Annotated in this window: 16 protein-coding genes; 10 read left to right on the forward strand and 6 right to left on the reverse strand. The window is 72.9% G+C overall.

Features of this window, described 5'->3' with window-relative positions:
• The first annotated feature begins 527 nt into the window (after positions 1–527).
• The 5 genes from ACGF2Y_RS15885 to ACGF2Y_RS15905 all read left to right on the forward strand — a co-directional run bounded on the left by ACGF2Y_RS15885 (position 528) and on the right by ACGF2Y_RS15905 (position 6,206).
• Entirely contained in the window at positions 528–2,027 is a 1,500-nt protein-coding gene (locus ACGF2Y_RS15885) for an MFS transporter (protein WP_392947292.1), read from the forward strand.
• A gap of 211 nt (positions 2,028–2,238) precedes the next feature.
• Positions 2,239–3,162, forward strand: coding sequence for a carbohydrate kinase family protein (locus tag ACGF2Y_RS15890; protein WP_392947049.1), 924 nt, complete (start codon positions 2,239–2,241; stop codon positions 3,160–3,162).
• Positions 3,163–3,191: 29 nt separating this feature from the next.
• Entirely contained in the window at positions 3,192–5,309 is a 2,118-nt protein-coding gene (locus ACGF2Y_RS15895) for a trehalose-6-phosphate synthase (RefSeq protein ID WP_392947052.1), read from the forward strand.
• Positions 5,310–5,526: 217 nt separating this feature from the next.
• Positions 5,527–5,820 (forward strand): ArsR/SmtB family transcription factor, encoded by a 294-nt coding sequence (locus ACGF2Y_RS15900; protein ID WP_392947055.1) that lies wholly within the window; start codon positions 5,527–5,529, stop codon positions 5,818–5,820.
• On the forward strand, positions 5,817–6,206 hold the full coding sequence (locus ACGF2Y_RS15905) for a VOC family protein (protein ID WP_392947057.1): 390 nt from the start codon (positions 5,817–5,819) through the stop codon (positions 6,204–6,206). The genes ACGF2Y_RS15900 and ACGF2Y_RS15905 overlap by 4 nt, the downstream gene beginning before the upstream one ends.
• Before the next feature lie 67 nt (positions 6,207–6,273).
• On the opposite strand, the gene ACGF2Y_RS15910 is transcribed toward ACGF2Y_RS15905, so the two are convergent.
• On the reverse strand, positions 6,274–6,846 hold the full coding sequence (locus ACGF2Y_RS15910; RefSeq protein WP_392947059.1) for an ATP-binding protein: 573 nt from the start codon (positions 6,844–6,846) through the stop codon (positions 6,274–6,276).
• A 137-nt stretch (positions 6,847–6,983) separates the two neighbouring features.
• Here ACGF2Y_RS15910 and ACGF2Y_RS15915 point away from each other — a divergent pair, with 137 nt between their 5' ends.
• Genes ACGF2Y_RS15915 through ACGF2Y_RS15925 form a run of 3 tightly spaced genes read left to right on the forward strand, consistent with a single transcriptional unit; the run spans position 6,984 to position 9,482 of the window.
• On the forward strand, positions 6,984–7,928 hold the full coding sequence (locus ACGF2Y_RS15915; protein ID WP_392947062.1) for a Scr1 family TA system antitoxin-like transcriptional regulator: 945 nt from the start codon (positions 6,984–6,986) through the stop codon (positions 7,926–7,928).
• Positions 7,891–8,010: a DUF397 domain-containing protein gene (locus ACGF2Y_RS15920; RefSeq protein ID WP_392947295.1), complete on the forward strand. Its 120-nt coding sequence runs from the start codon at positions 7,891–7,893 to the stop codon at positions 8,008–8,010. The genes ACGF2Y_RS15915 and ACGF2Y_RS15920 overlap by 38 nt, the downstream gene beginning before the upstream one ends.
• A 29-nt stretch (positions 8,011–8,039) precedes the next feature.
• Entirely contained in the window at positions 8,040–9,482 is a 1,443-nt protein-coding gene (locus ACGF2Y_RS15925) for a PLP-dependent aminotransferase family protein (protein WP_392947064.1), read from the forward strand.
• An 85-nt stretch (positions 9,483–9,567) separates the two neighbouring features.
• Here ACGF2Y_RS15925 and ACGF2Y_RS15930 read toward each other — a convergent pair whose 3' ends face one another.
• From ACGF2Y_RS15930 to ACGF2Y_RS15945, 4 genes are all read right to left on the reverse strand, one after another.
• The gene (locus ACGF2Y_RS15930) at positions 9,568–10,554 is read right to left on the reverse strand and encodes an aldo/keto reductase (RefSeq protein WP_392947067.1); all 987 of its coding nucleotides are present in this window, start codon (positions 10,552–10,554) and stop codon (positions 9,568–9,570) included.
• Between the two features lie 388 nt (positions 10,555–10,942).
• The gene (locus ACGF2Y_RS15935; protein ID WP_392947070.1) at positions 10,943–11,836 is read right to left on the reverse strand and encodes a cellulose-binding protein; all 894 of its coding nucleotides are present in this window, start codon (positions 11,834–11,836) and stop codon (positions 10,943–10,945) included.
• 270 nt (positions 11,837–12,106) lie between these two features.
• Positions 12,107–14,671 carry an SUKH-4 family immunity protein gene (locus ACGF2Y_RS15940; RefSeq protein WP_392947071.1) on the reverse strand — a complete coding sequence of 855 codons (2,565 nt, stop codon included), beginning with the start codon at positions 14,669–14,671 and terminating at the stop codon, positions 12,107–12,109.
• A 5-nt stretch (positions 14,672–14,676) separates the two neighbouring features.
• Complete coding sequence (locus ACGF2Y_RS15945; protein WP_392947298.1) at positions 14,677–15,654, reverse strand: SMI1/KNR4 family protein; 978 nt, start codon at positions 15,652–15,654, stop codon at positions 14,677–14,679.
• Positions 15,655–15,889: 235 nt separating this feature from the next.
• Here ACGF2Y_RS15945 and ACGF2Y_RS15950 point away from each other — a divergent pair, with 235 nt between their 5' ends.
• Together ACGF2Y_RS15950 and ACGF2Y_RS15955 are read left to right on the forward strand one after the other, a co-directional pair.
• Entirely contained in the window at positions 15,890–16,414 is a 525-nt protein-coding gene (locus ACGF2Y_RS15950) for a YwqJ-related putative deaminase (protein WP_392947073.1), read from the forward strand.
• Positions 16,415–16,424: 10 nt separating this feature from the next.
• The gene (locus ACGF2Y_RS15955) at positions 16,425–16,922 is read left to right on the forward strand and encodes an SUKH-3 domain-containing protein (protein ID WP_392947075.1); all 498 of its coding nucleotides are present in this window, start codon (positions 16,425–16,427) and stop codon (positions 16,920–16,922) included.
• Between the two features lie 171 nt (positions 16,923–17,093).
• Here the strand turns inward: ACGF2Y_RS15955 and ACGF2Y_RS15960 are convergent, their stop codons facing one another.
• Positions 17,094–18,416 (reverse strand): sensor histidine kinase, encoded by a 1,323-nt coding sequence (locus tag ACGF2Y_RS15960; protein WP_392947078.1) that lies wholly within the window; start codon positions 18,414–18,416, stop codon positions 17,094–17,096.
• Between the last annotated feature and the right edge of the window lie 54 nt (positions 18,417–18,470).

The following is an 18,470-nucleotide window of genomic DNA, read 5'->3' on the forward strand; positions in this document are numbered from 1 at the left end:
GGTCAGGGGTACCGTTCGGCCCGGCGCGGCGGCCCATCGACCGGAACGAGGACGTCCGCCGCCGGCCGCCTCACGGGAGGGCCGCTACCGGCCGGGGGCTTCCGTCTCACGGCAAAGCCGCCCGAGCCCACGCCCCGGATGAGACAGTGCCACGGGAGATACGTGCAGGGGGAAGGGAAACGGTGAGCGGCACAGGAGCCACGGACAGCACGAACGGCACCGGCGGCACTGGCGGCACCAGCGGCACAGGCGGCACAGGAGCGACAGACCGTACGAGCGGCACGAGCGGCACCAGCGGCACGAGCGGCACCAGCGGCACCAGCGGCACCAGCGGCTCGAACAGCACCAGCGGCACCAGCGGCGCAGGAGTCACAGGAGCCACAGGAGCCACAGGCAGTACGAACAGCGCCAGCCGGACGGGAGTTCCGGGCGGACCACCCGGCGCCCCCAGCCCTCCCGGCCCTCCCGCCGCTCCCGCCCCCGCCCTCACCACCCCCCGGGGCCGTCGCCCCGTCGTGGCGGCCCTCATGCTCGGCATGGCCCTGGCCGCCATCGACGGCACCATCGTGTCCACCGCCGTCCCCCAGATCGTCGGCGACCTCGGCGGCTTCACCGCCTTCTCCTGGCTCTTCTCCGGCTATCTGCTGGCCGTCACCGTCACGCTCCCCCTGTACGGGAAGCTCTCCGACACCTTCGGCCGCAAGCCGGTCCTGATAGCCGGGATCATCCTGTTCCTGATCGGCTCGGTCCTCTGCGCGGCCGCCTGGAACATGGCCGCGCTCATCGCCTTCCGTATCGTCCAGGGGCTCGGCGGCGGCGCACTGCAAGGCACGGTCCAGACCATCGCCGCCGACCTCTACCCCCTCAAGGAACGGCCGCGCATCCAGGCGAAGCTGTCCACGGTCTGGGCCGCGTCGGCGGTGGCGGGACCCGTCGTCGGCGGGCTGCTCGCCGGGTACGCCGACTGGCGGTGGATCTTCCTGGTCAACCTCCCGGTCGGAGCCATCGCCCTCTGGCTGGTCGTCCGTCACCTCCACGAACCCTCCCGCCCCCGCCCCGCCGCCCGGCTCCGCGTCGACTGGGCGGGCGCGGTCGCCGTCTTCGCGACCGGCAGCCTGCTGCTCACGGCGCTCGTGCAGGGCGGCGTCGGCTGGCCCTGGCTCTCGGCGCCCTCGCTCGGCCTGTTCGCGGTGAGCGCGGCGCTGGCCGCGCTCACCGTCGTGATCGAACGGCGGGCGGCGGATCCGATCATCCCGGGCTGGGTGTGGCGGCGGCGGACCATCGCATCGGTCAACCTGGCGCTCGGCGCGATGGGCCTGCTGATGGTCGCGCCGACCGTCTTCCTGCCCACGTACGCCCAGTCGGTGCTGGGCCTCGGCCCGATAGCCGCCGGGTTCGTACTCTCCGTGATGACGCTGAGCTGGCCCGTCACCGCGGCCCTGTCGGACCGGGTCTACAACCGCATCGGCTTCCGGCTCACCGCGATCATCGGCATCAGCGCCGCCCTGCTGATCCTGCTGGCCTTCCCCCTCCTCCCCTACCCCGGCGAGCCCTGGCACCCCGCCCTCCTCACGCTCCTGCTCGGCGCGGCCCTCGGCCTCTTCCAGCTCCCCCTGATCGTGGGCGTCCAGTCGACGGTCGGCTGGGCGGAGCGCGGTACGACGACGGCGTCCGTCCTCTTCTCCCGCCAGGTCGGCCAGAGCATCGGCGCGGCGCTCTTCGGGGCCGTCGCCAACAGCGTCCTGGCCGCCCGCCTCCTCGACGCCCCGGTGCCCGGCCTCCCCGGCGACCTGGACGCGGCGGCCCGCGCCCTGGAGAACCCGGGCACCCTCTCCGCGGCGGCGACCGACCACCTGCGCCGGGCGGTCGACACGGCGGTGGACTACATCTACATCGGAGCCGCCGGAGCCGCGGCCCTGGCGCTGCTCGCCCTGATCACCCTCGCCCCGCGCCGGTTCCCAGTCATCACCGAGACCGCTGCGGCCCCGGAGAGCGCGGAGGCGGCCGACCGGCAGAACACTCCGTAGGACCTCTCACTCGGATCGTGCCGGGCCCGGCCCGCGTGCACCGGTCACGACGGTTCCGGGCAAACCAGGGTCGGTAAATGGCCACTTCCTCCAGCAGCATCACGACCGGGCGTCATCGTCTGATTACCTTTCCGACCATGTCCGATCCGCAGCACGCGCCGCAACGGCCGCCCGGTGGAACGCACCGCCCGGCGGCGGGCCGGTGAGGCCCGTGTCGTCCCGGCGGGCGACGGTGCTCGTCGCCGGGGCCTACTCGGTCGACCTCGTCCTGACGGATCTGCGCGGCCCGGTGAGCGCGGGGACCGAGGTAGGGGCCGGTGGACTGGACATGGTGCCCGGCGGAGCGTTCACCTTGGCGATGGGGCTGCACCGGCTGGGACGCCGGGCGGTGTGGGCGGCCGATTTCGGCACGGACGTCTTCAGCGGTGAGGTCCTGGCGACGGCGCGCCGCGAAGGCATGGACGAGGCGGGCTTCCGGCATCACCAACGCCCGGTGCGCAACGTGACAGTGGCGCTGTCCGACCGCCGGGACCGGGCGATGATCTCCTACGAGGACCCCGTCACGGCGCGTCCCCTCGCAGAGTTGATCGAGGTCTTCCGGCCGGCGGTGGTGATGCTCCCCTTCCTCCGGTTCGGCCCGGACACCACCGAGGCCCTGGAGACGGCAGCCCGGCACGGGGCCCGGGTGTTCATGGACTGTCAGGACTATCCCGGGCACATCGGCATGGACGACGTACGCAAGGCGCTGGGCCGGGTGGACGTGTTCGCGCCCAACGCGTCGGAAGCGCTGCGGGTGACCGGGGCCGACACGGTCGACGAGGCGCTCGTACTCCTTGCCGACCTGGTGCCCACGGTGGTGATCAAGCAGGGTTCAGCGGGCGCGATCGCCTCCGCGAACGGCCGTCGAGCAGCCCGAGCCGCTCTCACGGTGCCGGTGGTGGACACCACCGGGGCCGGAGACTGCTTCAACGTGGGCTTCGTGCACCGGTGGATGGTCGGCAGCCCGCTGACCGACTGTCTGGCAGCGGGAGTGGCCTGCGGGACAGCGGCCGTTACCGGGCCGGGCTCCAGCAACGCCCTCAACGCCGACGAGCTCGCCGCACGGCTCGAACACCTCGCACGGCTGCCGCACTGAACGTGGACCGGAAAGACAGGGGGGTTGCCGTGAACGATCGCGCGCGCCGGGCTCACGGCCCTGGCCGACAGGTACCCGAGGGCGAAAGGGTCCTGGTCGCCGACCTCGACGGCACACTGCTGGGCGGGGACCAGGAGAGCCGCCTGCGGATGCGCCGGGCACTGGAGCGTCACCCCGAGATCACCGTCGTCTTCGCGACGGGCCGCAGCCTGAGTTCCGTGCGGACGCTCCTGCGGCAGGACCCGCTGCTCCCACGCCCCCGGTGGATCATCGCGGACGTCGGCGCCAGCGTCGTCGACGCGGCCGACATGAGCCATATCGACGCGCTGGAGCGACCGCTGCGCTCAGGATGGCCCGGACACGAACACGTCCGGGAGACCCTGCGCGCCTTCTCCCAGCTCACGTACCAGGAGGTCGCCCAGGAAGGGCGCTGCTCGTTCCATCTGGCTCCCGAAGGGCTGACGGGCGCCCTCACTTCGGCCGTGGCGAGCCTGGGATGCTCCTGGTCCTACAGCGAAGAACGCTATTTCGACGTCCTGCCTCCGCACGCGGGCAAGGGCCCGGCCGTCCGTCAGCTCGTCCACAAGCACCAGTGGCCCCTGTCCGGCCTGCTGGTCGCCGGTGACTCGCTCAACGACCTGTCGCTCTTCCAGCTCGGCTCTCACGGGGTCATCGTGGGCAACGCCGAGCCGGCCCTCATCGAGCGGGCCCCCCAGGACCCTCTGATCCACCGCTCCCGCCTCGCCGGTGCCGCCGCCATCCTCTCGGCTCTGCAGCACCTCGAATGGGTCAAGGCTCCCGCGCCGGTGGTCATCGGCTACCACCGCGCGCCGGCCCGCTGGAGCGAGGGACGTTGGGTACAGCCGTCCAGCCCCAACGGCATCCTGCCCACCCTGACCTCCATCCTCGGCGGCAAGAACAAGGACGGCGGCCTGCACGCCGTGTGGGCCGCCGCGGTCACGGCCGAAGGACACGGCACCTGGCCCGCCCCGTTCCCCGACGGTCTGCCCATGGCCCTGCTGCCCGTGCCGCAGTCCCGCTGGAGCGGCTACTTCCACCGGGCCTGCAAAGAAGCACTGTGGCCGGCCCTGATGTCCCAGCCGCACCTCATCCACCACGACCCGGCCCACTGGGCCGACTACGAGCACGTCAACGCCGCCTTCGCCCACCACATCGGCGCCCACGCAGCCGACGGCGGAACCGTGTGGCTGCACGACTACAACCTCTGGCTCGTCCCCGGTCTCCTCAAGCGCAGCCGACCGGACCTGACCATCGGCCTGTTCCACCACACCCCGTTCCCTCCGCCCGACGTCTTCCGGGCCCTGCCCGCCGCCGGGCAACTGCGTGCCTCGCTCGCCCGGCTGGACTGGGCGGGCTTTCACACGGCCGCCTTCGCCGGCCACTTCCACCAGCTGTTGCGGGGCGCGAACACCGTGCCACGCACAGGCGTCCACCCCCTGGGCATCGACCAGGCAGCCGTCTCGGCCCTCGCACGCGCCCGCACCCCCCACACCACGGCAACGGACGGCCCGCTGGTGCTGTCCGTGGAACGCCTCGACTACGCCAAGGGCCCCGTCCACAAGATCCGCGCCCTCGCGGCCCTCCTCGACCGGCAGCCGGAGCTGCGCGGACGGCTGCGCTTCCGGCTCGTGTGCCCGCCGCCCGAGCCCGGGATCCGCGCCTACGAGGCGACCCGCACCGAACTCGAACAAGCCATCGCCACCCTCAACGCCCGCTGGGGCGACGGTGTATGGCAACCGGTGGAATACGTTCCCCGGTCGCTCCCCTTCACCGAGGTCATGGACCACTATCTGGCAGCCGACGTCTTCTGGGTGACCTCACTGGCCGACGGGATGAACCTCACCGCCCAGGAATACCTCACCGCCCAGGCCGCCTCCGGACGCGCGGGCATCCTCGTCCTCTCCCGCCACACCGGCATCGCCGGGCAACTCGGGGACGCGGCACTGCTCACCGACCCCCACCACCCGCAGGACCTCGTGGACACCCTGCACACCGCGCTGACCACACCCCCGTCCCGCCGCAGGGCGAACACGGCCCGCCTGATCCACCTGCTCGACGCGGCCGCACCTCGCGACTGGGCCCGCGCAGTCATCGCGGCCATCGGCGAGCAGCCCGGACAGCGGTAGGTTCTCGCCGGCCGCGTCAGCGCGTCCTTCCGATCTTCCGTGCGCGCGCCCGCTCCCCGCCGTTCTCCGGGCGGATCCGCTCGGAGAAGGCAGTCCCGGCGGGAACCGCTCCCCCGCCCCTTGGCCCGGCGGTCCGCGCAGCCCGGCAGGACGCCATCGCGGGGAGTCGACAGACCCCGCCTTGATAGGCAAGTCACTGCTTGCCTATCGTGGAGTCATGGCGGACGATGTCTTCAAGGCCCTGGCCGACCCCACCCGGCGGCGCATCCTCGACGAGCTGGTGGAACGGAACGGCCAGACACTGTTCGAGATATGCGCGCGGCTGGCGACCAGACACGGCCTGAGCCTGTCCCGCCAGGCGATCAGCCAGCACCTGGCCGTCCTGGAAGCGGCGGACCTGGTCGTCACGCGCCGCCAGGGCCGCTGCAAGTTCCACGACCTGAACACCGAACCCCTGGAGCACATCGTCAGCCGATGGCTCGGGCCGAAAGCACCGGAGAGCGCCCCATGAAGATCCACCTGAACAGCGTCTTCGTCGACGACCAGGAGAAGGCCCTGCGCTTCTACACGGACGTACTGGGCTTCGAGAAGAAGCACGACGTCCCGCTCGGCGGCGAGGACCGCTGGCTGACCGTGGTCTCGCCGGAGGACCCCGACGGCACCGAACTGCTCCTGGAGCCGGACAAGCACCCCGCCGTGAAGCCGTACACGACGGCCCTGGTCGAGGACGGCATCCCGGCCACCTCGTTCGCCGTGGACGACGCACAGGCGGAGTTCGACCGGCTGCGCGGCCTCGGGGTGCGCTTCACCCAGGAGCCGCTGACGATGGGCCCCGTCACCACCGCCGTCCTGGACGACACCTGCGGCAACCTGATCCAGATCGTGCAGGTCGCGTAGGGCAGGTCGCGTAAGGCCGGGCAGGGCAGGCCGCACAAGGCACGGCAGGGCGCGTGGAGCGGAACGCTCAGGGCCCACCGGCAGGCCGGACGGCCGTCACCTCCGCCCACACGGTCTTCCCGATCGGGTTCCGGGGCTCCCACCCCCACCGCGACGCCAGGCACTCCACCAGGAAGAGACCGCGCCCCGACTCCTGGTCGTCCGGCGGCAGCACCGGGCTCTCCGGCGTCAGGCCGAGCAGAGCGTCCGAGACCTCGATACGGAAGCGGCTAGCCGGGCCTTCGTAGTCCACCCGCACCTGGAAGTTCCGCCCCCGGAGCCGCCCGTGGCAGACCGCGTTGGCGGCCAGCTCCGCCACCACCAGCGCCACCGTGCACGACGCGTCCGTCATCGGCCCGAACCCCCAGTGCCCCAACTGCCGTACCACGGTGCGGCGGGCGAGCCGGGCTCCCCGAGGTGTGGAGCTGAACTGCCGTGACAGCGATCCGTATCCGTTGGCGGTCAGCCCGAAGCCGCGCGTGCCGGCCGTACCCGCCTCCCGGGCCGGACCCGCCTCCCGCCCCCCGGTCGCCCTCACCGCGGCCCCCGCCACCTCGGTCGCCCTCGCCGCGCTCTTCCTCTTGCCGGTCATGCTGACCATCCGCTCGCTCGACTCTCCTCACGTCACCCACACGTGCGGGTTCCGTGACGTTCCGTACTCAAGAGTCGGCAGCGCGGCCTAGTCTCGAAAGGTGACAGCGCCTTACCTCCCAGTCCGTAAGAATCGGAAGTAGCGCCATGGCCAAAGCAATTGACCCGCAGTCGTCCATGGCTGCGCTCTTCGGATCGCGCGTACGCAAGCTGCGTACGGCGGCCGGACTCACCCAGACCGAAGTGGGCACGCTCACGCATGTGGTCGGCAGCCGCATCGCCCAGATCGAGCGCGCGACCGGGGCGAAACCGACCCTGGAGCTGACCCGGGCCCTGGACAGGGAGCTGGTGGCGGACGACCTGCTGATCGACCTCTGGCCGTACGTGTACCGGGAGGCGTATCCGGACTGGTCGCGGGCGTTCATCGCCTACTCCGCCCGCGCGTCCGTGATCCGCCAGTACGCCTCGCACGCGGTGCCCGGCCTGCTGCAAACCCCGGAGTACGCGCGGACGTTGCTGAGTTTCGGCCACTCACTGCGGGACGCCGATCATCTGGAGGAACGCATCGCGGCCCGGCTCGACCGCCAGGTGCGGCTCACCGGGCCGGACCGGCCGGAGCTGTGGATCATCCTCGACGAGGCCGTGCTCCGCCGACCGGTCGGTGGATCCGCGGTGATGCGCGGCCAGTTGGAAAAGCTGCTGAAGATGGCCGAGGAGCCCAACATCACCCTTCAGGTGCTGCCGTTCGACCAGGGCGCGCACGGCGCACTGGCCGGTTCCCTTTCCGTGCTGGTGATGCCGGACGGCAGCAAAGTGGCCTACACGGAAGGCGCGCACCACGGTCAGTTGACCGAGGAACCGGACGAGGTCGAGCAGTTCGTTCTCGTTTACGATCGTCTCAGGGCGATGGCGCTGCCCCCGCTGATGTCGCTCGACCTGATCCGATCCGTGCTGGAGGCTGATTACCGTGCAGCGAGTGTCCCGTCCCGATCTGACCGCCGCCGCCTGGCGCAAGAGCAGCTACAGCAACGAGGAGGGCGGCGACTGCGTGGAGGTGGCGGACGGATTCCCCGGCGTCGTCCCCGTCCGTGACAGCAAGAACCCCCACGGCCCCGCACTCGTCCTCCCCGCCACTGCCTGGGCCGCCTTCATCGACGCCGTAGCCGCCGAATAGCCCCCGCACACCCGCCCGTTCGACTCGACATGACGGCCGATCGTGAGCGGACCGGGCCCGCGTGGGGGACCTTCCTGGAGCTGGAGCCGTCCGCCGGGGGGCCGCTGCACACGCGACTGACCCGGGCGCTGCGCACCGCGGTCACCAGCGGGCGCCTCGCCGCGGGCAGCGCCCTCCCCGCGAGCCGGGCCCTCGCGGCGGATCTGCGGTGCTCGCGGTGGGTGGTGACCGAGGCGTACGCCCAACTCGTCGCCGAGGGCTATTTCGAGGCCCGCAGCGGCTCGGCCACACGCGTACGGGCCCACGCGGGCGCCTCCGTACGCGGTGATGCGCGTGCGGGCGAGGACCGCTGGACACCGCGGTTCGACCTGCTGCCGGGAGTCCCCGACCTCCGGGCGTTTCCACGCAAGCGCTGGGCCGACATGGTGCGCGCGGCGACCACCGAGCTGACCTGGGACGAACTGGGCTACCCCGACGCGGCGGGTCTGCCGCGACTGCGCCGGCAGCTCGCCTCGTACCTCGTGCGCGGACGCGGCGCCCGGGTGGAGACCGGGCAACTCGTCGTCTGCGCGGGGACGTTGGACGGAGTCATGCGACTGTGCCGGGCCCTGCGGGCCGCCGGACACACCCGCGTCGCGGTCGAGGACCCCGGCTGGACCCAGCTGCGTCTCACCGTGGCCGCAGCGGGGCTGACCCCCGTGGCGACACCGGTGGACGAGCACGGGCTGCGCGTCGACGTGCTGCGCGGGACACCGGACGTCCGGGCCGTGATCGTGGCCCCGGCGCACCAGTTCCCCACCGGCGTCGTCCTCTCCCCCGCCCGCCGCGCGGAGCTGGCCGACTGGGCCCGGGAGGTGGACGGGCTGGTCATGGAGGACGACTACGACGCCGAGTTCCGCTACGACCGCCACCCCGTGGGCGCCTTGCAGGGGGTGGCGCCGGACCATGTCGCCCTGCTCGGTTCGCTGAGCAAGACGCTCTCCCCCGCCGTACGGCTGGGCTGGATCGCCGCTCCCGAACGGTGGACCGCCGCCCTGACCTCGAAGGACACCGGAGGCACCCCGCCCCCGGTCATCGACCAGGACGCCTTCACCCGCTTCGTGTCCTCCGGCTCCTACGACCGCCACCTGCGGGCCTCACGCCTGCGCTACAAACGCCGGCGCGACCACCTCCTGCACGAACTCGCGGCCCGGCTGCCCGGACAGGCCGTCAGCGGGGCGGCCGCCGGATTCCACCTGCTGCTCCCGCTGAAGGACTGCCCGGCCGACGCGGTGGTGGAGGAGGCGGCACGGGCGGACGTGCGCCTGGCGAGGCTGGACGACTACCGCGCGACCGAGGCCACCGGGGGTACACCGGCCACGTCGACCCTCGTCGTCGGCTACGGAAACCTCACCGACCAGGCGGTACCGGGCGCCGTCCAGCGCCTGGCCCACGCCATCGCACACGTACGGGCCGGAGCGCGCGGCCACTGAGCAGGGCCGCCGGTCCGTCAGCCGGTGGCCGGGCCGAGGGGGGTCTGACCATTCCCGTCGTCGCCCGCGAGGCAGACGGGAATGGTCAGACACCCCCGAGCGCCGCCGCGTCCAGGCGGCCCTTCAGCTCCCCCGGCAGGCGCAGCTCCACCGCCCCCAGAATCTCGTCCAGTTGCTCCACCGAACTCGCCCCGACGATCGGGACCACCGGCGGGTCACCGGCCATCAGCCAGGCCAGCACCACCTGGTTCACGCTCGCCCCCAGCTCGTCGGCCACCTCACCGAGCACCGCGAGGCGCCGCACGCTGCCCGGGTGGTCGTACGCCTCCGGCAGCGGCTTGTCCGGCCGCGTGTAGGCGCCCGAGATCAGCGACGAGTACACCATCAGCGTCATGTCCGCCTCACCCCGCACATAGTCGAGCAGCTCCCGCGTGACGTGCACGTGGCCGGTCTCCGGCAGGCCCAGGTCGAAGCGCGGCTGGAGGTAGGAGTAGCGCTGCTGGACGCACGTGTACGGGGTCATCCCACCGGCGCGGGCCGTCGCGCGGGCCCGCTCGGTCAGCCAGGTGGCGTGGTTCGAGCAGCCGAGCACCACCGCCTTCCCCGCCCCGACCAGCGCGTCGAACGCCTCGACCGTCTCCTCCAACGGGACGGTCCGGTCCTCGATATGGGACCAGTACACGTCGATCCGGTCCGCACCGAGGCGTCGCAGGCTGTCCTCCGCCGCCTTGCGGACGACGGCCCCGGACAGCCCCTCGGCCGTCTCCAGACCGGTACCGGGAACCGTGGGGCGCGCGCCCGTCTTGGTGGAGATCAGCACCCGGTCACGCAGCTCCGGGCCCCGGGCCGCCAGCCACCGGCCGATGGTGGCCTCGCTCTCGTCCCCGGTCCCGCCGGGCGCCCAGAACGCGTAGTTGTTGGCGGTGTCGAGGAGGTTGCCGCCCGCCTCCACGAACCGGTCCAGGATGGCGAAGGACGTCTTCTCGTCGACCGTCGTGCCGAAGGGCAACGTGCCCAGGGACAGGGCACTGGCAAGGGGACCTGCGGGTCCTCCGATACGGCGTCGCAGCATGCGGAACTCCTCGGCACAGGGGCCACCACGAGGGGGCCGGCTCTCGCGCCGGGCGTGCGCCCGGCGGAACTGGCACCACCGTAGGCACCGAACGGCTCGGCATCCCGGACCAATTCCGCAGCGATAAACCAGACCGCTTGCGGAAGGCCGGGGGCCGAGTACCGGGGGACAGTCCGGGAGCCGAGTACCGGGGGCCGAGTACCGGGGGACAGTCCGGGAGCCGAGTACCGGGGGCCGAATACCGGCGGGGCGGTCCGGGGGCCGAGTACCGGGGGCCGAATACCGGCGGGGCGGTCCGGGGGCCGAGTACCGGGGGCCGAAGAGCCGCGCCTGCCCGCCGAAGAGCCGCGCCTGCCCGCCGAAGGGCCGCGCCTGCCCTCCGCCCTCCTCAGCCCTCCTCCGCCGCCACCCGCCCCGTCAGCGCCGCCAGCGAACTGCGCACATGCGCCATGTGCGCCTGGACCTCCTCGCGGCCCTCCTCGTGCTCCCGCAGGATCCGCTCCGTCTCCCGGACCACCCGCTCCTCACGGACCCGGGCCTGCGACAGCAGCTCCGCCGCCCGCGCCTCCGCGTCCTCCTGACCGTGCCGGGCCGCCTCCTGCGTGGCGGCGAGGTCCCGGCCCGCCTCCGCGAGCAGCGCCTCGGCCCGCTCCGTCAGCTCCGCGAGCCGGGCCTCCAACGCCGCCTCCCCTGCGGCCATTTCGGCCTCGGCCGCCTTGAGCCGCTCCGCGTGCTCCTGCTCCTGGTGGGCCAGCACACTCGCCGTACGGTCACGGGTCCGCGCCATCGCGGTCTCGGCCGCCCCGCGCACCTCCCCCGCCTCCGCGCGGGCCGAGGCGAGCATCCCCTCCGCCTCCCGGACCGCCTCGGCGACCCGCTCCTGCGCCGCCGCCACCGCAGCCGCACGCACCACGTCCGCCGCCTCGCGCGCCACGTCCCCGGCCGCCCGGCCCGCCGCTTCGGCCGCGTCCGCCAGCTGCTGGCCCGCCGCCTCCGCGTCCGCCCGCAGCGACTCGGCCTGCTCCCGCGCCAGCCCCAGAATGCGCTGGGCCCGCTCCCCCAGCTCCGCGTAGTCCTGCTCGGGCAGCGCCGCCGCGGTCTCCGCCAGCCGGGCCGCCCCCTCAGCCAGCTCCTCCACCACACCCGTCAGCCGCGAGACCTCCGCGAGCGCGCTGTCCCGCTCGGCCGTCCGAGCGGCCATCGCCCGGTCCACCTGCTCCGGGCGGTAACCACGCCCCCGCACGCCGACGACGTCGAACGCGGACACCGGTCCAGCACTCATAGCCTGAAGCCCTTCTACGACACACGGACACGACATACGGACACGCCGACACACGGACGCACGCGGGCCTCCCCGCGATACGTCAAGGATGCGGCAATTGGTGCCGGAAGTCGGAATCGATCAGCAGCATTCAGGCCGGAAGCGACCGGCATCACAGACCCGGGCGAACCGGTACCACCGGCCCGCCGCCCCGGCACACGACAAGGCGCCCGGACCCCTTCCCGGGTCCGGGCGCCTCCTGCGCGCTCGCCGCTCAGCCCTGCGTACGGCTCAGATCAGGCCATCCCACATCTGCTCCAGCAGCACCGACCACCAGCTCTCCGGCGACGCCAGCGCCGCCGGGTCCAGCGCCACCAGCTGTGCCTGGAAGTCGACGGTCCAACGGCCCGCCTGCTCCGGGTTCAGCCCGAACCTCAGCCGCCACATCCGGCCCAGCAACGCCATCGACCGCACGAACTCCGGCAGCCCCGTGTTCACGAACTGCGGCGGCACCGACTGCCCGCCGGGCCCCGCCTCCACCGGAACGGCCACGATGTTCGCCGTCCCGTACTGAACACAGAGCGCCCGGCCGAAGTCCGTACCCATCACCAGATACGACCCCGCGTCCGGCGCGGGCCGCACCTGACGCTGCGCCGCCAGCTCGGCCAGCGTCGGCACCACCGGCTGCCCCGGCTGCGCCCAGAAGAACGGCCCGAAATCGGCGGGCAGCCCCGCCCACACCAACGTGTGCGCGACGACCTCCGGCACCCCCTGACGGGACACCGCCCGCTGGTCGAACCGCAGAATGCCCTGCGGCCCGAACGCCTGCGCCAGCTCCTCGGCCACCGCCTCCGGCGGCAGCGCGGGCGCGGGCGGCAACTGCGGCAGCGGCGCCCGCACCGGCGCGGGCCGCGCCGGGCCGTCCGCGACCTGGTGCAGCTCGCCCTGGTGCGTCAGCAGATGCCGCATACCCTGCTGCCGGCTGGCGTGATCCGTGCCGTACGGGGCGACGCTGGTGATCCGCACCTGCGGCCAGGTCTCCCGGATCATCCGGGCGCAGTACCCGCCCGGCAGCTCACAGGACTCCAGCTCGGTGTGCAGCTCGATGACCTGCTGCGGCGGCACGTTCATCGCCCGCAGCTCGTGCAGCATCTGCCACTCGGGGTGCGGGGTGCCCGGCGCCGAGCGGCGGATCAGCTGCTGCTCACTGCCGTCCGGCGCCCGGAACCGCAGCACGGCCTGGTAGCCGGGGCCCACGGTCGGCTGACCGGTGGGCTGCTGCGGATAGCCGTACGCCGGAGGCGGCGGCGTGTGCGCACCGGGCGGCGGACCGGGCGGACCCGGCGGCTGCGGTACGGGACCGGGGGCCCCGCCCAGCGAACCGCCCGGGACCCCGGGAGGACCGGGCGGACCAGGAGGACCGGGCGGCCCGACCTGACCCGGAGCCGCGAACATCGTCTCCGCGTGGTGCACCCCGCCCCCCGGAGGCGGCGTGGCACCCGGCGGACCGGGAGGCTGCGGAGCACCCGGAACACCCGGCGGACCGGGAGGCTGCGGAGCACCGGGCGGACCCGGCGGCCTGGGCGCACCCGGGACGCCCGCACCGATACTGCTCCCGTCGGCGAGCATCGTCGCGGCATGGTGCACCCCACCCCCCGGAGGCGGCGTGGCACCGGGCGGCGGACCGGGAGGCCCGGGAGGACCGGGAGGCGGAGTGGAACCCGGCGGCGGGCCCGGCGGCGGCGTCGCACCGGGCGGGCCGAGCTGGGAGACGAGCTGCGTCGGGACGTACCCGCCCGCCGGAGCACCGGGCGCACCCGGACCCGAAGGCGGCGGCGTCGCCCCCGGAGGCACACCGGGAACCCCCGGCGCACCGGGCGGCGGAGGAGTCGACGCCCCGCCCCCACGCGCCCCGCGCGGCGGCACCGCGGCCTTGCCGGTGGCCGCGTCCGCGATGTCACCGGCCCCGCCCTGCGCAACCTGCTCAGGCCGGAGAGCCGGCGCCACCTGCGTACGCGGCAGCTGGCTGCCCCCGGACATCAGCGCGGTGGGCGCCTCCGCCGGGACGACCGGCGGCGGAGCCTCCTCGTCGTCCGTCCCCGACAGCGGCGGCGCGAACACCGTCGCGGGCAGCGGAACAGCCCCGTCGTCGGAGTCGGAGTTGGTGTCCGTACCCGCCCAGGGGGTCGCCCCCGCGGGCACGCCATCGGAAGCCGTGGGCTCGTGGGCGTCTCCGGCGGCGGGCCACGACGCGGCGGAGCCCCCGGCGGAAGAAGAGGGAGAGGAGGAGGACGGGGGTGTCGCGTCCGACGCGACGGCAGGACCAGGAACGGGGGTCTCACCCGACGCCGATACCGATGCCGAAGGAGACGGGGACGGGGAGGGAGACGGAGAGGGGGAAACTGCCGGGGAAGCCGGCGAAGAAGGAGACGACGACGGCTCAGCCGCCTCCGCATCCCCCCGCTCCGCACGACGATCCGGAATCCCCAGCTTGTCCGCCGCCTCCTGGAGCCACTCCGGCGGCGTCAACAAGAACGACGTCTGATTCAGATCCACCCGCTGCGGCGGCTCCGGCGCGGCGGCCGGAGCACCGGCCGGAACCCCGTACTCCTCCTCGTACCGCCGGATCACCTCACCCACCGGCAACCCCGGCCACAACGTCGCCTCACCACTGTCCCGGGCGATCACCAGCCGCTGACGGCCCCCGTCCGAGACAGGGCCCTCCGGCCGGTCCTCGGCCCACACCACAAAACCCAGCTCGAACTCACGGACCCGCACCTCACGGTACTGATACGCGGGCACGTCACCGTTGATCCACTCGTCCGCCCGCTCCTGCGCCTGCGCGAAAGTCACCACCGCGCTCACCCCTCCACCGGGACAGCGCGCGCGAAGCCGCCGTCCACCATCAGGTTCGCCACGGTCTCCAGCTCCGGCGGATTACCCGCCAGCCGCTGAAGGAAGGCGTCGAAGTCCGCGCCGCAAGGCAGCAACAGCCGCTCCACACGCTCCTGGACACTCCAGCCGTCCTGATCCCGGGCATCGTCGTACGGGCAGAACCACACCGAACCGAGATCCTCACCGCGCACCTTCACCGCGACGATCCCGCCCTGAACGAACGCGACACCCAGGAAATCCTTGGTGAAATGGTCCCGCAGGCACTTGTTCACATACACCAGGTCGTTCACCGCGGCCTCGTCACGCACCGTGAAGAACGGCTGGTCCACCAGCAGCCCCAGCTCCGCGTCCAGCGCCGCACCCACCGGAGCCGAACCGCCCGCCGCCTTCAGGAACGAACGGTACGCGCCGGGCAGCCGGTACCCGAGATCCTCCTCGACACCCTGAACCTGCTGCTCACTCACCGCACCCGCACCCTTCGGCAACCGGAAGTGCGCCGGACGGGTCTCCTGCAACGGGCGGGTACCCCGCCGGTTCTGGTCCACGTCCGTACCCGCCAGACCACCGTGATGACGCAGCAGCGCCTTCACCTCGACCGGCACCAGCTCCATCCGCCGGCCACCCGGCACGTGGTGCCAGGTCCAGCCGTGCGGGGTCGCCACCGCGGGAATCGTGTCCCACAGGTCATGACCGCTCGCCGCCATCGCCGCGTTCGCCGACACATAGTCGGTGAGGCGCAGCTCATCGATGCCGAAACCCGGAGGCGGATCGGCGATCTCGGCGACGGCGCGCGCGTACGGCGAAAGAACCGGGCGGCCGCTCCCGTCCATCCGCACCCCTCCGGGGTGACGCGACGCCCGGACCGGATCCGGGAAGTTCACGACCTGCCCGGCATAGGCCGCGTTCGGTGGCGCGGCTTGCTGCCCGAGCCGACCTGTCGTCATGGCTGATGCCCCCTGCTGCGTCCGGTGTTCCGCACAGCCTAAGCGGTGGGACAACAGGGCATCCCGTCCCGCCGGTTCCGTCACGAACCGTCACATTCACGTGACAGTGAGGCGACGGTCTCGCACCTTCGGGCGACACGCAGACGCCTTTCCCCGACCCAGCTTCCCCACCACCTGGCACATTTGGCAGGCTGTCCCCGCAACTCGGGGGATTGCAGGGAGGGACGTCAGCACGATGCATTCCACACAAACCGTCACATCAGGGGATCCGCGACTCACCTGGAGCAGCACCGAGACCAGCCGCACGCCCCGACTGATCCACCGCCGCGACGGGATCCTCCCCGCCGTGGCCGCCGCCCTGTCCGTACGCGGCGAGACACTCACCTGCACCGCGGGCAAGGGAAACCGGCCACCGGTCCTGCACCCACTCGTCCAGGACTTCCTCGACACCCTCACCAGCGGCCAGCGCGAACGCTTCACCGGCCGCTGCCCCGAAGCCATACTGCTCTCCCGCCAGCTCACCGCCACCGAGAGCGGACGCTCCAAACGCGCCCAGCGAAAACCCCTCACCAACGGAGAAGCACGCCGCGCGCTCAAACACTCCCGGCTCACCGCCCGCCGCATCCGCGAGGACGGCGACCCCCTCCACGGCAGCTACGCACCACCCTGCCGATCCTGCTCCGCACTCCTGTCCCACTTCGGCGTACGCCCCGTCGACCTGACCTCCACCGGCGCCGCGACCAGCGCCGAGAAGGGCTGACCGCCCACCGATGCGCGACCGCCAACAGCACACCTCCACCACCCGCTTCCCCGTCGCCGTCGACGCCGCCCTGCGCGAAGCGGGCTGGCACCCCGGCCGCTGGAACATCCGCCAGGCAGAGGAATGGGCCGACGCACTGCGCTCCCACGCCTCCCCGGCCGGCCACCAGCACGCCGTCTTCCCGGCCGCGGTCGAGGCCTGGGCGGAATTCGGCGGCCTCCACATCACCGCGTCCGCACCCGGCCGGCACATCGCACCCGCCGCGGTACGCATCGACCCGCTGAGCGGACTCCACCTGGCCCGGACACTCGGGGACCTCGGCCGCGCCCTGGAGACGGAGGTCAGCCCACTCGGGGCGGAGGGCGAGGAGCAGGCGGTCCTGGCGATCGACACGGAGGGCCGGGTATACAGCATCGACCACACGGGCGACTGGTTCCTCGGCCAGAACATCGACGAGGCACTGGCGACCCTGGTCACCGGCACGCAGCCGGCCCGCCTGACGGCCTGACCCACACCGAGCCCGCCCGACATCGGCCTGACCCGCACCGAGCCGCCCGGCTGCCCGGCTGCCCGGCTGCCCGGGAAGGGTGACGCTGCCCAGCACCAGGGTTCCGTCCTCAAACGCCGGACGGGCTGAGACAGGCACCCTCAACGCCAGACAGACCGGGGTGAGCGGACCTCAGTCGTCGGCCGGGCCGGACGGGAGCACCGCCGAGACCCGGAAGCCCCCCGCATCCGTGGGACCGGACACGAACACACCCCCCAGCCCCAGCACCCGCTCCCGCATCCCCACCAGACCGTTCCCCCCGCTCGGCAACCCCGCATCGGCCGCCGCCGAGTCCGAAGGACCGTTCTCCACCTGCATCGCCACCTCCGCCCCCCGATGCGCGAGCCGCACCCACGTCCGCGCACCCGCCGCATGCTTGTGCACGTTCGTCAGCGCCTCCTGCACCACCCGGAACGCCGTCTGCTCGACCTCCGGCGCATACGGCCGCAGCTCACCGTCCACCGACAGCTCCACCGTCATCCCCGCCTGCCGCGACTGCGCCACCAGCGCCTCCAGCTCCGCCAGCCGAGGCCCGTCCTCCGACGCGGCGGCAGCGGCGACCACGGCCACCTGCTTCACCGACGCCAGCGGAACCGCCCCCGCGGCGGCGGGCGCGACCAGCGCGTCCCCGGTCCGCAGCACCCCGAGCATCTCGCGCAGCTCCGTCAGCGCCTGCCGGCCCATGTCCCCGACCAACGCCGCGTTCCGCACCGCCTTCGCCGGATCCTTCGGCGCGACGGCCTGAAGGGCAGCCGCATGGACCACCATCAGGCTCACCCGGTGGGCGACCACATCGTGCATCTCCCGGGCGATCCGGGTCCGCTCCTCCGTACGCGCCCACTCGGCCCGCTCCTCGGCCCGGTCCGCGAGCAGCGACAGCTCCCGCTCCAGCGAATCCGCCCGCTCCCGCAGACTCTCCATCAAACGGCGCCTGGCCCCTATGTAGAGGCCGAACAACACCGACGGGGCCGTGAGCCCCACCGCCATGAAGACGGACATCAGCGGGACGTACCAGTCCCCCGGCCCGAAATCATCCTGCTCGGCCACGCTCTGCCGCAGCCGCACATAGGTGACGACGAACGTCCCCACCAGCGCCATCCCCGCCAGCACCACGGTGATCCGGCGCGGCACCTCGGACGCGGCCAGCGTGTAGAGGCCCACCAGGGCCATCAGGAAACCCATCTCGGCGGGCGTCATCGCGATCGTCACGAGCACCACGGCGATCGGCCACCGCCGACGCACCAGCAGCACCGAACCCGCCAACAGCCCGAACACCACACCCACCGGCACCGGCACCCCGGTGCTCCGGGCGAACTCCACCCCCTCCAGGCCACACTCCAGCGCCGACACCAGCGCCAGTCCCACGTCCAGGGCGACACCACGTCGCCGCTCCCACCACCAGTAGCCGCGGGTGGTCGATCCCGCCGCCTCCCGGTCTGCCCCCGTTGCGGTCATGGCATCCAGCCTACGGGCGGACGCATCCCATTTACGGGTGACCGGCAACAGCAC

It is taken from the genome of Streptomyces sp. NPDC048142 (assembly GCF_043202835.1).
In the GTDB taxonomy this organism is placed as follows: domain Bacteria; phylum Actinomycetota; class Actinomycetes; order Streptomycetales; family Streptomycetaceae; genus Streptomyces.

Coding starts and splice junctions, on each gene's coding strand:
- ACGF2Y_RS15960 (WP_392947078.1), bottom strand. CDS start 18,416: ATGACCGCAACGGGGGCAGACCGGGAGGCGGCGGGATCGACCACCCGC.
- ACGF2Y_RS15925 (WP_392947064.1), top strand. CDS start 8,040: ATGACGGCCGATCGTGAGCGGACCGGGCCCGCGTGGGGGACCTTCCTG.
- ACGF2Y_RS15945 (WP_392947298.1), bottom strand. CDS start 15,654: ATGACGACAGGTCGGCTCGGGCAGCAAGCCGCGCCACCGAACGCGGCC.
- ACGF2Y_RS15900 (WP_392947055.1), top strand. CDS start 5,527: ATGGCGGACGATGTCTTCAAGGCCCTGGCCGACCCCACCCGGCGGCGC.
- ACGF2Y_RS15885 (WP_392947292.1), top strand. CDS start 528: ATGCTCGGCATGGCCCTGGCCGCCATCGACGGCACCATCGTGTCCACC.
- ACGF2Y_RS15910 (WP_392947059.1), bottom strand. CDS start 6,846: ATGGTCAGCATGACCGGCAAGAGGAAGAGCGCGGCGAGGGCGACCGAG.
- ACGF2Y_RS15950 (WP_392947073.1), top strand. CDS start 15,890: ATGCATTCCACACAAACCGTCACATCAGGGGATCCGCGACTCACCTGG.
- ACGF2Y_RS15905 (WP_392947057.1), top strand. CDS start 5,817: ATGAAGATCCACCTGAACAGCGTCTTCGTCGACGACCAGGAGAAGGCC.
- ACGF2Y_RS15930 (WP_392947067.1), bottom strand. CDS start 10,554: ATGCTGCGACGCCGTATCGGAGGACCCGCAGGTCCCCTTGCCAGTGCC.
- ACGF2Y_RS15915 (WP_392947062.1), top strand. CDS start 6,984: ATGGCCAAAGCAATTGACCCGCAGTCGTCCATGGCTGCGCTCTTCGGA.
- ACGF2Y_RS15935 (WP_392947070.1), bottom strand. CDS start 11,836: ATGAGTGCTGGACCGGTGTCCGCGTTCGACGTCGTCGGCGTGCGGGGG.
- ACGF2Y_RS15955 (WP_392947075.1), top strand. CDS start 16,425: ATGCGCGACCGCCAACAGCACACCTCCACCACCCGCTTCCCCGTCGCC.